Below are 14,513 nucleotides of genomic sequence, written 5' to 3'. Positions count from 1 at the left end.
CGTTCACGAGGCTACCGATACTCGCTTTTCGAGCATATCGTGGTAGACGAGCGTCTCACGGGCCATCTCCACGAGGGGTTCCGATCGTCGCCGCGTGATCTGCCAATTCATTGCGTCCGTGAGAGCATCGATAAGTCTGAACGACTCGCCATTCCCTTCCCCATCTGGCCCAAGTTCCCGGAAGAAATCATCGACGCAGTACGCCGCGGGTGCCTCGTTGAGAAGGACCCCGTATATTTGGTCGATGAGTCCCGTACTATTGGTCGCCTCCTCCCAATTGTGGTCCTCAAGAACCATGGTGAAGAGACGAGGCATCGTTAGGAGAGAGATCCATTGAGAGCAGTTCACTCATTACGTTAAGCCTGGACCTCTCCGACACCACTCCGTGGCAATGGCTGTCTATCTAGGGGCAGATGGCACTGTTTCAGAAGAAGCTGATGAGGACTCGAACGTGCCTCCTGAACCCTCTGAGGCTGATCTCGATCTGGACTCCGATTTGGGGCGAGTGAATCAGTTTTCTCGGTCATGCACCTGAGACAGTGAGCCAGGCACAGCACACTCACTGATGTGGCTCACGTGGACTCCTCGCTCTTGCTCACTTCAGTGATTATCACGTCCCAGTCTGGGTGCTCGACGCCGTTCCGACACTCCCACCCGCCTTCGACGTTGATACCGTTTTCGTACGCTCGACGAAGGAGCGCTATCAGTTCGGCATTCAACTCCTCCTTCGACGTGAGCGACGTCTCTCCGGGCGTCATTTACGGGGAACTCCTGCGGTCTGATCGCTGGTTCGTTCGTGTCCTCTAGGAGCGATCACAACTACGCCGTAACTGGATACGGTTATCGCATACTTCCCATGCGTGAATGTCACGCGGATCTCCCCGTTCGCGGTGTCTCGAACGCGTACGAGCGCAGTCAATGCGTCGGTGTCGACGGTCGCATAGAGTGGGTCTAGTTGAGCGGGGTCTGTGTCCAACACGTCTGCCAGCGCCGCGACAACGGCCGTGCTTGCAGCGGTCGTACCCGGATCGTACTGGGCGCGATACATCTCCGATTCTGGATGATACTCGACGATCTCCAACCCCACGCCAGTCGGCTCCCTCGTCATCCTGTGTCACTAGAATGGTCTGAATCAGATCAGTGAGGCCGCTGATTATACAGGAGGTTTTTATAGGGCCATCGGAAAATCGCTCGATCGATTCTACGGCGGGATGAGTGTCCCGCCAATGAGGCGTCGATGGCCGCGCCGAAGTCGAGACGATAGTGACTGCTGGGTGATGCCGAGTTCCTCGGCGACCTCTTCTAGCGATGACTCACGGGGCGAATCGAAATACCCCCGTTGATAGGCTAACACGAGCGCCTCTCGCTGAGTGGCTGTCAACTCATATCCGTCTCCCTGCATCGGAGTCAGCGCGTGGAGAGCGGTGATCTTGATTGGAATATCGTGCTCCTGGCAGTAGGTTCGAAACTCGCCGATCGCCTCCTGACTTTCGCCCCGTACTTCGAAGTGCCACCCGTCTTTCGTCCCGATCCCCGAGAGAAGGGCGATGTCGGACTCGCCGAGGGCGCTCAGGACCCCAACGTACTCTCGCTCCCACTTGACACGCATAAGATACTCGTCATCGACGTTATCGATAAGCCGGATACCGGTCACGCCAGCGTGAGATTCGAACGAGGCTTCGATGTCCTCGGCTTCCGCGCCACGCACCCAGAAGTACGGGATTATCAGAGTATCGTGTGGAATAAGGCGTTCCAACTCGACCGTCACCCCCCGTAAGGTTTCGAAGATACTCCCCAGCGGAAACTCATCCGCCGGACTCGTAAACTCCATCACGGTCGCCATATAGAACGGTTCGTCGCGAAGCCGGATAACCGACGGGGGTGATGTACCAAGTCTCGATTTTGAACGCCCAGACGTGATCGTTGACTGGCCTGACACGCGGTGTGGGCGAGTGGTTCACCGTCGACCCTGGACGGACATGGTGTATCATGGCACCTCGTTTTGTACAAGCATGGCTAACCATGGTACCACCAGTGAGTTATGAGTGTGATTGTGGAGTTTCGAATTCCGGCCGATGACTTCGAACTCGGGCGGATTCTCAGTGTTGAGGGAGCATCGTCGATCGAGCTTGAGACACTCGTCCCGAGTGGTGACACCACCGTTCCACTCTTCTGGGTCTACAACTCGGTACGAGACTCCTTTCTCGAAACGGTTCACCGCCATCCGACGGTCAACAGCGCAGCAGAGGTGGACGTATTTGACGACCGGACGCTCTTCAGGCTCGATTGGGATGCTCGCCAGGACCACATCTTCCACGGAATCGTCGAGACCGAGGGCCAGATACTGAGTGCCACCGGAACGTCCAGGGCGTGGGATTTTGAGCTCCGATTCCCTACCCACGATGCACTCGGCGAATTCAAAACGCATTGCGATGACGCACAGGTCTCGCTGGAGGTCATCCGTATATTTAATCCAACAAAACCAGAGGCCGGCCCGTGGTACGGCTTAACCGAGCCGCAACGCGAAGCGCTTGTGCTTGCCGTGCAGTCAGGGTACTACGACATCCCACGGGGCTGTACGACCAAGGAACTCGCAGACGAACTCGGGATTTCCGACCAGGCCGTGACGGAACGACTCCGTCGGGCTATCGGTGCCTTCGTTTGGCACACATTCCTCACCCCCGAGTCGGATGCGTGAATCGTCCGTTCCCATTGTGCATCATGGAAAACGGGCATTGAGTTGCAGTCTATTGTATTGAGTATGCACCGAGAATGGAGAGTGGCACGACTGGCATCCAGGGGAATAGCATGACCTCTACTACAGCCGAGCGAGAGAAACCGATCCCTCCCGATATGGTGCTGTCGGCATTAGCGAACAGACAACGACGAGCCATCCTTCGGACACTGAACAGTGCAACCACTCACACGATGGCGTTCGACGCGCTGGTAGACCACGTCGCTGACCGCGTTCGGGACGAAGACGCGGAGCGCGCAATCGACGACTATCGACGACGCGTTCAGATCGCACTCCACCACAGTCATCTCCCGAAACTAGAAGCGTGTCGGATGATTGAGTACCAGAGCGGAACGGATCACATCCGGCTCGTGAGCGGTGAACTGGAACAGCACATACTGGCGCTGGTCGAGTCGTACGACGTCAACAAGTGAGTGGGACACCCTCAACCAGTCAAAACCAGACTGGGCGCGCCAACAAACCTGTCGAATCAACATCAGCCGAGCAGGTCTCAAGACTGGCACTCCCGGTGTCGACGGGGGGGTTTCGGCCCTCCACCGGGAGCGTTTTGAGGTGCTACCAGCGGTGTTCCCATCCGCGAACGAGTCATTGCCGCACGGTTTTTCAACACGGCGCTCCCAAGCGGTCATGCGGTTCGAGAGCCGCATCACGTCTCCCGTCATCACGAGACGGCGAGGCAGTCTCGAACGACCTCGTGGCACGTTCTGACCGGCGCGGTTCACTCGCGTATGAAGCCCGCGGAGAGTAGTGCCCCTCATCGGGTATCCGGAGGCATCGCACGCGCAAAAGCATAGACGAACAGGGAAGAGGTGTCCCTGTGGCACACGAATTGAGCTCATTCACCCCACGGTGCGACATGAGTCCCATCACTCTAAGGGTCCGCTCCCTCCCACCTGTGTCCTCGCATCCCCACGAATGAAGTCAGGAGTGGAGCCCGGAGGTGACAGTGACTCACTTCATACGATCTCTCCGACGTCTATAGGGGTCTATGCTTGGTACACCAAGGTACTTATCCACCCTCGGATATGTTGTTGGATTCTTCACAGGCGGGGAACACAAGACAGTTCCCGGCAGTACTACTGCGTAACGTGTCTGTGCCCTTCGTGCGATGAGGTCGTCCGCGGCACTGGTCGCGACCACGCCCGTCACGAGTGCGCCCTCAATGTCTGTATTCGCGGCTACCTAGCTGTACTGCTCAGGTCTCGCAGTAATCGTGCGCACGCGGAACGCTGGAACCGCTCAGTGTGAGGCGCACCTCGTTGATAGAGATCGCTCGACTGGCATCGTACGCAGGTTCGAAGGGGATTGCCGTAAGGGAGCGAAGCCCCGTATACTACCTAATTGGACTAAAAACGCCATTCGGCGGTCCTCGCCAGCCCCTACCCGTTGAAGATTGTCCGTCAACTCCGACGGAAGCTAATCTTTGGACCAGGAGGGAATCCCCCCGTGAACGGTGGGCGTAAATCGCGTACGTTCTGGTTCGCAACCGGCGCGAGATTTCGCGCCGGAACACGAGCGAACCAGACAGTAGTCGCTACCACGACTGACGCCCTAATGAAGCGTAGAACCCGACGCGACGAAGGGTTAGCTCTGTGTTTGACGGATGAACTCGTCGAGTTCTTCCTCGATGAGCGTCGCAACGCGCTCACTATATCTCCAGAGTGCGGCGTTGAGCCGTTCTTCGGTCTCGTCGTCGAGTTCGTCTGCTCCACGAAGGACGGAATTTGTGGTGATCTGTGGGTGATAGACACAGACCACTCCAAGTGAGGTATCCGAACTGGAGGCCCCCGCCGTGTGGAGTCCGTACTGGTCGGTCCCCCAGACACCGTCACCGCCCCGTCGTTCCAGTTCAGAATCGAGAGCATCGAGGAGCCGGAGTTCGTCCGCGGTGAGGATCGGCTCGTCACCTTCGAACAGTTCAGCGTATGCCGCCGTCCGGGCACTATTCGTCCATTGTTCCAAGTGGGATCGCGCTCGTAGTACGAGCTGTCGCTCGTCTGGAAACCCGGCCATGCGCCTAGTAGGATGGCAAGGCCAATCAACATTCGTACAACGCGTATCGATCAGCTTCGACAGATGGTGGTACGTACGTGCTCCAATTGATAATGACAGGTCGTGGTACCGTGACTCTCGGAACCCTTATACGTCGCCTAGCTGTACAATTATTCGTAATGGCAAACGGTACGGTTGATTTCTTCAATCACACAGGCGGCTACGGTTTCATTTCCACTGAGGATGCGGACGACGACGTGTTCTTCCACATGGAGGATGTCGGCGGCGCAGATCTCGAGGAAGGAACGGACATCGAGTTCGATATCGAACAGGCCCCCAAGGGCCCGCGCGCGACGAACGTCGTCCGCGCCTAAGAAACGACCAGTCACCGCCCGATAATAGGCGGTTCGAGTTCATTTTCTGGCCACACTTCTCCCCGAGCGGCAGTCACGCTCAAGCATACACTTGCAGACGGGGAAGCATATCTCGAATCCCGAATACGACATGATGGATCGATTTCCGACCGTTCTCCGAGGGAGAGAATGATCACCCCCTGATTTTGAGTAATGAGGCCAACACACCGACGTTCCACCCATTCGTAACCTCCACCTGCGTTGTCCCCCTTCTTTTTCTCCGGAACGTCCATGATGACAGTCACTTAATTCCATCGCCAGCCTGCGGCTCAGATATGTTACACGCTCCCCACCCCCTCAGATTTAATACATCCGATAAGTACCTAAGGAGTACATTCATGGCTTTTAAACAATACAGGGGAAGAACACCACGGAGGGGTAATTCAAGGAGCATGTAAAGCGTGAACGCAGTGCTAGTGGCCTTCACTCCATCCAAAGGAGGATTGTCCTCGGATGCTAGTCGATGATCGTCCGTTTGCGACACGCGCAGTCAGTATTAGCACCTCTGCGCGATAGCGTCCGTAATCGCTTAACCTGGGCGAACTACTGGGTAGTTCACGTTAGCAGCCCTCTGTGCGTAAGTGCCGTAGAATCGGATGAGCTTCAGAGAACCACAAAGGTATAACGTACGAGAATAGTATTGATTATAAGTTAGTTAGTACCAAGATCATGTCGCCGCTCGAGTCCCATACTGTCGGTGTCGGAGCAGCGCTCGTGGTTTTCGCCGTCGCACTCGTTGTCCAAGGGATTGGAATCGTTCTCGAGATGGCCCTGACACCATTGGTCATCGCGCTGATCGTCGGTGCGTTAGTGGTTGTCGCTGCTGGCGCGGGATTGTCGCTGTTGGTGCTCGCTCGCAGATGCTGGCGACGTCGCCAGCGTCGCGCGTGACAGCTGGGCGCGCTCACAGGCGAGATCAACCGCTTCACGAATCGTCTGCTCGAATCGCGTCTGGTCGAACAGCGCCCGGGCGTGGGCGTGGATCTCGGCGGCACTCCCCTCGATACCGTCGAGTTCGTATCGCCGAATCGCATCGGCCAGACAGCCCCGCTCGACGATGATCCCACATTCGCGCGGAATCTGGTGTTGGGTGTGCCCGCTCGCGACGGCCAACACCGGCGTTCCCGCTGCCATCGCTTCGGCAGTGACGATCCCGAACGCTTCGCCGCGCCCGGCGAACAGAAAGCCGCTCGCGTCCTCGAGCAGCTCGCGCTTCTCTGCACCGTCGACCCAGCCGACGAACTCCACCCGATCGCTCGCCTGCGCCTCGAGGCGCTCACGAGCTGGTCCCTCGCCGGCGACGACTAACCGTGCGCCCACCTCCTCGACGGCGGCGATAACCTCGTCGACGTGCTTCTGGTCGACGAGGCGACTCATGGTCAGATAGTACCCTTCTCGTTCGTCAAGCGGCCGAGGGTTGAACGCGTCGACGTCAATCGGTGGCGGGCAGATGTAGTCCGCTCGAACGCCGAGATAGCGCTCCATCTCGCGCGCCGTCCAGGTCGACGGCGTCACCCACACGTCGGGATAGGCACTCGTCGATGGGAGCGTGAGGCGCTTGAGTGCGCTCATCAGGCGGTGTTTTACGCCTGCGAAGTCGTCGTTTCGCGAGTACGCGGCTTGATCGAGACTCCCCTGATAGCGGACGACGGCCTGGTCGACGCCGGGAGGATACCAGGTTGCACCTTCATTGGAGAACACGAGTACGTCAAATGTCCGCAGCTCGGCGACGGCGGGCCAGCCGACGATCCCAGCGAAATCGCGAACGATCTTTGATGTACAGAGTCGCCTGAGCGAGGAGTCTTCGAATGCGAGGCGTACCTCTACATCCTCGTCGATGTGCTCGCGAGCGCCGAATCCAGCGTACAGGGGAGCATCGAGCGTGCGGGCGAGTGCCTCGGCGCGGACTTCTGCACCACCGCGGCCAAGGAGATGTGGGTGCACTACTGCGACTCGTCGATCGAGGGTGCCAGCCACCATTGCCATTGTCACAGGATCTTATATGAATTTGGCAGATATTAACTGATTCGGCGGCCCTCTCTGAGACACGTAGCCGAAACTAGCTCCAGTGACGGGAATCCGAATGACGCCCCGAAGGAAATCCCCAAGATCCTTCAGGTCGAAGAATAGTCGACACCTCCCGACACTTAGCTGGGGGTATTCAAGCGAAATAGAGCGTGACGCGGCCGGGCGTCCAACCCTATCGACCGTGTTCCGCACTATCTGTCGACCCAAAACTTCGAGAGCGATCAAGAGGTACCTCCTGGTTATCCAGCAGCAGTTAGCGTCGCGCGTCATGATCAACGCGGTGGACGTGTCTTTGGTCGGAAACACAGTTTTTGGAGAAGTGGGCAGTCGAAATCACTGTTCTCGCGGCATCATACATGCGGTGAAACCGTAACTGCAGTTGCTCTTTAGCTCCGAATCCAAGTAAGCGAGTAAGAACGGAGTCACCAGTATTTGTAGAGAGGATAGCCACAACGGAAAATCAGGACGTGGGTGTTCCGGTCAGCGGGGGGAGCTATTTAGTTGTGTTCGACCTCCGCGCGCTCGCCGTCGCTCTCGACATCGAAGCCGTCACCGTCCTCGACCTCGAGGCGGTCTTCGTCCTGCTCGATGTCGTTGTTGTCGTCGTCGTACTCGACGTCACCGTCGCCGTTATTCTCGTACTCGACGTTGTCGGCGTTCTCGTACTCGAGATCGCCATCGCGCTCTTCGATCTCGTCGTCGTTAGTTTCGACGTCAACGTCACCGGTCTTGCTATCGAACTCGAGGTCCACGGGACCGTCCATGCTCTCGAAGTCCAGGTCGCCGTCGGCGGTCGTCTCGTAGTCGAGGTTGTCGTTCTCGACTTCGGCGTCGTCATCGGACTCCTCGATCTCGAGGTCGTCGCTCTCGACGTCGACGTCGTCACCGTCGTTGGCGGTCTCGTAGTCGAAGTCGTCCTCCGTGTTCTCGACTTCGACGTCACCGTCTTCGCTATGTTCGATCTCTTCGTCGTCGCTCTCGATATCGAGACCGTCATCGGTATCTTCGACGTCGAACATATCACTTCCGCCGCCGTTTCCGTCGCCTGGGGAGACGTCGCCGTCGGTCTCGTTGCCGTCAGTCTCGTTCCCGTTGCCGTTAGCCTGTGAGTCGTTCTGCGCCGCCAGCGCGCCCATGGAGCCGAGTACCACAGTCACGAGGACGACGATAACTAGCGCAGATTTAAGTGTTTGATTCATTATTATTCTAATATTATGACTATGTTCTTCACTCCCACTCTCTGTGGGATACTTCAGGCTTGTACCGCAACTGGCGAGTAGTTACGACCTACAGACGTAGGCCGGCTGCAGCCTATCTAATAAGGTTACAACGATTGAAGAGGATCCCCGGAAACGACCGACTTAACCCTCAATCGGGGCTATCCGCAGGGTTACGACGATTGAAGGTAATCCTCGGGAGTCCCAGGTGTAATCAGATAGACGATATAATCGGTGTATGATGCATCAACAAGCTACGTTAAATGAAATATGAAAAGTATTGTACGTGCTAAGTCATCGATTATCCTATAGAGGATTTACAGTCGTGTGAATTGCTCAACACGGTCAGTATATAATCACCTCTAAGAATTACACCTCGAAGTTCTCACGTTCTTGCTGTTACCAATTCTATACTATTACGTTAGAGTAACTAACAATGTAGTCGGCTAGTAAATAGATTGTCTGAAATGCTGTTTGAACTGACGGGCTTCCAGCGCGACCTCTTGTACGTACTCTCGGGGTTCGATCATCCCTCCGGCCAAGAGATCAAAACAGAGTTAGAAACGGAACTTGAACGCGATATTACGCACGGGCGCTTGTATCCAAATTTGGATGGACTGGTAACTCGAGGGTACATAGAGAAGGGCACGATTGATCGGCGTACGAACTACTATGCCCTCAACGAACAGGGTCGCGAGGCGCTCGCCAGTCGTCTCAAGTGGGAAGACACGTATCTCCCGTTTCCCCGGCCTGTGCCCTCTAACGAGGTGGAGTAAGCCGTTTCGACGGTCATAACTTCTCCTCCTAAATTAACACTAGCTTATTACAGACATCAGTCGCTTGGTCGAAGGGGCTGGCTCCTCGTGACACCCGTCGCTAAGATCTCCACATCTCGGGCTAGACGCTCGGCGTACTCAAGTCGGATCTGTCGTGCCTCCTGCTCAGAGATCTGGAAAGGACAATTGATCTCCGTAGAAATCGGGGTGTAGTCAGCTGGCACGAACCCCATCATTTCGAGGTAATCAGTCACAGCGTGAGAACCAAGACCGTCCCTAATCGCTGTCGTAGTGAGCCGAGTTAGGATTTCAAACTCGGGAATACGAATACAGTCCGAGTAGATACCGGGGGCACCGATTTCGACTCGCTTAGACGCTGTCTGGTCGACGAGTCGAACCATGTCCCCCGTGAGTGCAACGATTTGTGAGGGAAGCGCTGTATCAGGTGCACGCCATTCGATTGTCGCCGGGTGTGAGCGGAACCGAACCGGTGTCATCACGGTGTTTTCTGGCTGGAAGTGCAGCTGAAACTCGCGGTCTGAAACACCGCGTTCGGCGGCAAGGGCGTGAAAATCCTTGTAGGATCGAGAGAGACGTGCTTGCCAATCTACGACAGTTGGTGTGTACTCCCACAGGTCGCGAAACTGAGTGAAGGAGTCGCCACATCGGCGGCGATACGCATAGGCCCGTGACGAACTCATCGCTCGAATACCGTCGTAACAGGGTGAGGAACTCACGAGTGCCAGTGCCGGATCGAGCCCGGTGAGCAAGTTCAACTGTGGGGTCGGTTTCCCGATGTCGAAGTGGATGTGGGTTCCAGCACACTGCTTTGCTGGATCCAGTCTACTCCCGTAGATTCGTTCAAGTAACCGACCTCGTTCACTAGTAGCCGGTGTCACGTGTCGCGTAAGCGGAGTCCCAAGTGGTACGAGGTGTTTACTTTGTGCGGTAGCAGACTCAAGGAGACCCCGAAGAATCGAATGCAGGGCCTCTCGAAGCGCCGCCTCGGACTCAACAGGCGGCGTCTGAATTTCTATCAACGGTGCGACGAACTCAGGTTCGACGTATTCGTGTCCATCGGCTAGTGCTCGTCCATCACTCAGTGCACCCGCTTCATCGATTACCCAATACTCGACCTCGACCCCTACCTTCATGATTGTCACCAAATGTATGTTAACGGCATATTTCTACACAGATGTACGTGACGTGTAGGTATGCTCTTACGCCTTGCAGTGGCCGGTACAAACGCTGTGTCTACAGGTAGTGGGATTTGTGACAACTAATGTATATTACAGTATCTTAGGTTTCGACGAGTGGTTCGGATATTGAACCCTTCGAAGAGAGGTTTCGAGAATACGCAGTGAATCTTCTGTCCCAGTTAGAGAACTGTGATATCCGGGTAAAGACGACCAGTTACGAATCGACCGACACTCGGTAATACGCAGTGGTCACCTCGCCACGTGTCATGATCCGTTTTTCGAGGATCTCATGATACACGAGTGTCTCGAGAGCCATCTCGACAAGGATTTCCGATCGGCGGCGTGAAATCTGCCAATCCATCGCATTACTGAGGGCACGAATTAGTCTGAATGAGTCCTCGTCTTCCTCTTCAGGTCCGGCTTCCCGGAAGAAATCGGCGACACTGTACGCCATAGGTGCCTCGTCGACCAGGACCTGGTGAATCTGGTCAATAAGTCCTACACTCTGAGGAGCCACCTCCCACTCCAGTTCGTCGAGGGTCATGGAGATAGAGACGGCGTGATACACGGTTAGGTTATCGAAAGAAGTGACTAGCCGAGTACACAGGTATGTGGGAGTTACGTATATCTAAGACATTTACAGATAGTCTCGTATCTTGATATGGGGAAATCAATGCGTACTCTATCTTATCGCCGGTGTACCCCTCCATGAAAGACCTCTACGTGTCTTGCAATTACGGGTAGTTTCACGGGAAGTAGTGAACGCCTTTTCACATAACAACCTCTGGAAGATGTGATGATAAGGGAGGTAGCATATGGCAAGCACACTCGTAATGCTTGATCACGCTAAAAGGAACAGTGCACGTTGGACAAAACACGACGTGCATAGAAGCGGGCGCTCAAAATTACTGTGCTCACGGCATCATACATGCGGTGGAGCCGTAGCGGCACTTAGCTTTTCGCTCTTCCGTAGGAGATTGTTGATACAGCTCTCTACGGTAGAACAGGAACAAAAACTGACCGCCTGACTGCCTAACGATCTGGTTTTAGTCTCGCTCGATTCACTACAGAATCGCAAGACAGCTCTACATCAACAATGTACTACACAAGAGCGTAGCTTTTTAATCCCGAATTCAACCGAGTAAACCACCAGTGATCAATTACCGCACAGGAACTATTCATCACTAAAAAATGAATCCCACAATGCATACTACCCTCTAAATATCGTCGCGTAAACTTGTTGCTTGGAGGTAGAGCGCAACGATGATGGCACTCATTTGAGAGGGCTGATAGAGGAGGATAAGTCACTACTAGCTGAATATACCAAAACTACTTCATGCGCACAGATAATCGTTCAACCTGAGGGCAGACCCCACTCCAGAAGAAGTGAGAGTACGGACGGGAACAGCTGGGGTGGACCCCCATCACTGCGTGTGCCACCCGTCCGGAAGATCACAGGTGGGGTGGGGACGGTCTACAGTGGTAACTGCCCTTTCCTGTGCCAGCGTGAACCTCCTACAGGGAAGTAGGTTCGTGTGCCATCAGTGTAGCTCTGCCGCAGGGCTCTACGCTACCTTCTGTAGACATACTACAGCCAGCAAGCACCGGCTGCCGTCCCTATCTTTCTATAGCGCCCCCACCCAAATAGTCCTTTTGGGTGATATATTTTAGACTCCTAAAACCAAACCGGCTCAAACCTAAATAGTAAGTACTTCCCCGGGTATTACTTTGGTTTGTTCCCCCATAACACGGATTGGCCTTGGATCTGAAGAGGAGATAACGCTTCTACGTTTTTGTATCTGTGACTGACCTCTGTGGGTAGCTGCACCATCCGCTCTTGCCGTTGTAGAAGGGAGTGGTTCTAAAACATTAATACATATAAGAAAATACACAACACATATGATTCGGTAGGCTGTACCTTTTACAACGATGGACGTCGCCAGCTACATCCGCGTCTCAACCGAGCGCCAGAAAGAAGAAGGCTCACACGAAAACCAGCGCGAGCAGCTCGCTAGCCGATACGACGTTCCTCGAGATGTAACGGTATGTCCGCGGCCGTATCCCGTCGACGAGTACCGGGCCGCAGCTAATGCGGCCACCGCTGAGTCAGACGAGACGGCGACCATCAGCTCCCTCCTCAACTCAGAACAAGATCGCAATAGTGGACAAACCTGTGGTCGTCGAATATCCATCGACAATCGCGATGAATGCTACGCCTAGCTCACGCAGATACTGATCTTCTACTGTCTTGTGGGCACGTTAAGCTGACGGAATCTTTTTTCGAGTAAAGTAAACATGAGTGAGGGCGCGGCTACTGGAGAGCGAGACTGAGTCTGGGGTCGAGCCCAAGGACCATCGCCGTTCCCCACGCGATTCCCGTGAGCATCACTACCAGTGGGATGAGTGACGCCACTCGAGCAACAGTACCGAGCGGTGACTCACGATTATAGACCGCTAATAGCGGTGCGATAAGCCAGGTGAGTGCTGCTGCACCGATCAGCAACCCGGAATCGGCGGCAATTCCCATGACGACCACGCCCATCGCGACCGTCGGCCAGTACTGCCGCCAGTTGATCATCGCGCCTTCCGTCTTCGGCGTTGTCAGAAACTCCGCCTTCTCCAGCGGCGTTAGGATCTTGATTCCGTGCGCCACTGCGAGTACCGCAACCGAACAGTAGACGGTCGTGCTGGTCGCAACAAAATGCAGTAGCTTCAGCGGGCGCTTCCACAGCGCAATAATGTAACAGTAGACGGGCGACAACAACGTCACAATCGTCACAACAGTCAAGAACCACGGGGAGGCAACGCCAACAGGGACGACGGTGCCAGTCGTAAGTTCAAGCGCCCCTACGGCTAAGAGATAGGCCATGAATACGGCCGTAAGCGGCAGCTGTAACGTCGGAATGAGGACGTCCAGCTTTTCGACGAGCGACGGCTCTTCACTCTTCAGGAACCGCGGAAGTTCTTTCGTGATGTACTCAATTGACCCCCCCGTCCACTTCTTGTGACGCGTCCGGAACGCGTCATAATTCACCGGAAAGTCCTCGAGGCAGGTTACGTTGGGAGCGAATACCCCCCGATACCCGAACTCACGCGCACGTGTGGAAAATGCGAGGTCTTCGGAGACAAGATGGGGGAACCCACCGATCTCCTTCCAGACATCGCTGCGAATAAGTGCGCCGTGACCGAGCAGCATCACGAATCCGTACTTGTTGCGTAGCGGTTGATAGATATCCCAGTGGACGTCAACACCGATACCGAGTGCCTTCCCGAAGCGGGTAGCGGTCCCACGGTTGTAGTCGTGGTTCGCTTGGACGAACCCAATATCGCTATCCGTGAAGAGCATCAGCGTCTCCGAGACGAAGTCATCGGGGAGGACTTCATCGGCATCCATCAGCGCGAAATACGGCTCATCGATTACGTGTTCAAGCGCGTGGTTGAGGCCACCTGCCTTGAAGCCCTCACGCCCTTCGCGCCGGATGACGGTGACGCCTTCGCGAGCCGCGGCATACGCGTCAATCTCAGCGATGATGTCCGGATCCGTGCTATCGTCGACGATGTATGTGTACGTGTGCTCGTGGTCCTGCTGACGCGATTCATCGAGGTGCATCGGCGAAAAGTCGTTGAACGTCGGATAGACAATCGCGACGGGTGTATCCTTGACCTCGCGGTAATCGCGCCGGGAAGGGTTCTTCCCGCAGAAGAACCCAATGAAGGTGACGAAGATGTTATAGAGGCCGAACATCCAGAATACCGGCAGCGAGAGAGCAATAATGCTGAGCAGGCCGACCGCCCACCAGACGGGCGCGTTCGCCACCATTTCTACGAACATCGGAATACTTGCAGCAACGATTAGTATCCATGTTCCGATGATTCCTGTGTAAAGAAGATGATGCTTCTCCCAATATTGTGGAGAGAGAAGATACGGGTAGTGTTCAGGAGTCTGTACTCGTTCTGACCTCACTGTCCTCTCGCGGGGCTCAGGAGGTTCATCAAAGGTCACGTCTGGTCCCATGAACGACATCCTGAAATGTTAATACGGGGTGTTAAGTGTTTTGCACTGACAAAATAGATTACATATGATATGATATACAATGTATGAACATATAAACTAGAATGAGTATATGAAATTG

At 55.2% G+C, this 14,513-nt stretch carries 15 protein-coding genes; 5 read left to right on the top strand and 10 right to left on the bottom strand.

Features of this window, described 5'->3' with window-relative positions:
* Positions 1 to 3: 3 nt before the first annotated feature.
* The 4 genes from NKI68_RS16030 to NKI68_RS16015 all read right to left on the bottom strand — a co-directional run bounded on the left by NKI68_RS16030 (position 4) and on the right by NKI68_RS16015 (position 1,843).
* Entirely contained in the window at positions 4 to 297 is a 294-nt protein-coding gene (locus NKI68_RS16030; RefSeq protein ID WP_254544125.1) for a hypothetical protein, read from the bottom strand.
* Between the two features lie 275 nt (positions 298 to 572).
* A complete protein-coding gene (locus tag NKI68_RS16025) occupies positions 573 to 758 on the bottom strand; it encodes a hypothetical protein (protein ID WP_254544124.1) in 186 nt (61 codons plus the stop codon).
* Positions 755 to 1,108 (bottom strand): HalOD1 output domain-containing protein, encoded by a 354-nt coding sequence (locus NKI68_RS16020; protein ID WP_254544123.1) that lies wholly within the window; start codon positions 1,106 to 1,108, stop codon positions 755 to 757. Before NKI68_RS16020 ends, NKI68_RS16025 begins: the two co-directional genes overlap by 4 nt.
* A gap of 93 nt (positions 1,109 to 1,201) precedes the next feature.
* The gene (locus NKI68_RS16015; RefSeq protein WP_254544122.1) at positions 1,202 to 1,843 is read right to left on the bottom strand and encodes a helix-turn-helix domain-containing protein; all 642 of its coding nucleotides are present in this window, start codon (positions 1,841 to 1,843) and stop codon (positions 1,202 to 1,204) included.
* Between the two features lie 198 nt (positions 1,844 to 2,041).
* Here NKI68_RS16015 and NKI68_RS16010 point away from each other — a divergent pair, with 198 nt between their 5' ends.
* The gene (locus NKI68_RS16010) at positions 2,042 to 2,698 is read left to right on the top strand and encodes a helix-turn-helix domain-containing protein (RefSeq protein ID WP_254544121.1); all 657 of its coding nucleotides are present in this window, start codon (positions 2,042 to 2,044) and stop codon (positions 2,696 to 2,698) included.
* Between the two features lie 74 nt (positions 2,699 to 2,772).
* Positions 2,773 to 3,168 carry a DUF7344 domain-containing protein gene (locus NKI68_RS23950; protein ID WP_438267785.1) on the top strand — a complete coding sequence of 132 codons (396 nt, stop codon included), beginning with the start codon at positions 2,773 to 2,775 and terminating at the stop codon, positions 3,166 to 3,168.
* Between the two features lie 1,171 nt (positions 3,169 to 4,339).
* Here the strand turns inward: NKI68_RS23950 and NKI68_RS16000 are convergent.
* A complete protein-coding gene (locus NKI68_RS16000) occupies positions 4,340 to 4,768 on the bottom strand; it encodes a DUF7539 family protein (RefSeq protein WP_254544119.1) in 429 nt (142 codons plus the stop codon).
* A 158-nt stretch (positions 4,769 to 4,926) separates the two neighbouring features.
* On the opposite strand from NKI68_RS16000, the gene NKI68_RS15995 reads away from it, so the two are divergent.
* Positions 4,927 to 5,121 (top strand): cold-shock protein, encoded by a 195-nt coding sequence (locus tag NKI68_RS15995; protein WP_254544118.1) that lies wholly within the window; start codon positions 4,927 to 4,929, stop codon positions 5,119 to 5,121.
* Between the two features lie 846 nt (positions 5,122 to 5,967).
* Here the strand turns inward: NKI68_RS15995 and NKI68_RS15990 are convergent.
* On the bottom strand, positions 5,968 to 7,104 hold the full coding sequence (locus tag NKI68_RS15990; protein ID WP_254544116.1) for a glycosyltransferase: 1,137 nt from the start codon (positions 7,102 to 7,104) through the stop codon (positions 5,968 to 5,970).
* 581 nt (positions 7,105 to 7,685) lie between these two features.
* Positions 7,686 to 8,345: a hypothetical protein gene (locus tag NKI68_RS15985; RefSeq protein WP_254544114.1), complete on the bottom strand. Its 660-nt coding sequence runs from the start codon at positions 8,343 to 8,345 to the stop codon at positions 7,686 to 7,688.
* Positions 8,346 to 8,872: 527 nt separating this feature from the next.
* Between NKI68_RS15985 and NKI68_RS15980 the strand changes: the two genes are divergently transcribed.
* The gene (locus tag NKI68_RS15980) at positions 8,873 to 9,181 is read left to right on the top strand and encodes a PadR family transcriptional regulator (RefSeq protein WP_438267784.1); all 309 of its coding nucleotides are present in this window, start codon (positions 8,873 to 8,875) and stop codon (positions 9,179 to 9,181) included.
* A gap of 56 nt (positions 9,182 to 9,237) precedes the next feature.
* On the opposite strand, the gene NKI68_RS15975 is transcribed toward NKI68_RS15980, so the two are convergent.
* The gene (locus tag NKI68_RS15975; protein WP_254544112.1) at positions 9,238 to 10,335 is read right to left on the bottom strand and encodes a glutamate--cysteine ligase family protein; all 1,098 of its coding nucleotides are present in this window, start codon (positions 10,333 to 10,335) and stop codon (positions 9,238 to 9,240) included.
* A 259-nt stretch (positions 10,336 to 10,594) separates the two neighbouring features.
* Positions 10,595 to 10,924: a hypothetical protein gene (locus NKI68_RS15970; protein ID WP_254544111.1), complete on the bottom strand. Its 330-nt coding sequence runs from the start codon at positions 10,922 to 10,924 to the stop codon at positions 10,595 to 10,597.
* 1,385 nt (positions 10,925 to 12,309) lie between these two features.
* Between NKI68_RS15970 and NKI68_RS15965 the strand changes: the two genes are divergently transcribed.
* Positions 12,310 to 12,600, top strand: a complete 291-nt coding sequence (locus NKI68_RS15965) for a hypothetical protein (protein ID WP_254544109.1) — start codon at positions 12,310 to 12,312, stop codon at positions 12,598 to 12,600.
* Positions 12,601 to 12,691: 91 nt separating this feature from the next.
* Here the strand turns inward: NKI68_RS15965 and NKI68_RS15960 are convergent, their stop codons facing one another.
* The gene (locus NKI68_RS15960) at positions 12,692 to 14,395 is read right to left on the bottom strand and encodes a glycosyltransferase family 2 protein (protein WP_254544108.1); all 1,704 of its coding nucleotides are present in this window, start codon (positions 14,393 to 14,395) and stop codon (positions 12,692 to 12,694) included.
* Between the last annotated feature and the right edge of the window lie 118 nt (positions 14,396 to 14,513).

The organism is Halomarina pelagica, assembly GCF_024228315.1.
Classification (GTDB): domain Archaea; phylum Halobacteriota; class Halobacteria; order Halobacteriales; family Haloarculaceae; genus Halomarina; species Halomarina pelagica.
The sequence above is the reverse complement of the archived record's forward strand: the minus strand, read 5'-3'. Positions and strand labels throughout refer to the sequence as shown.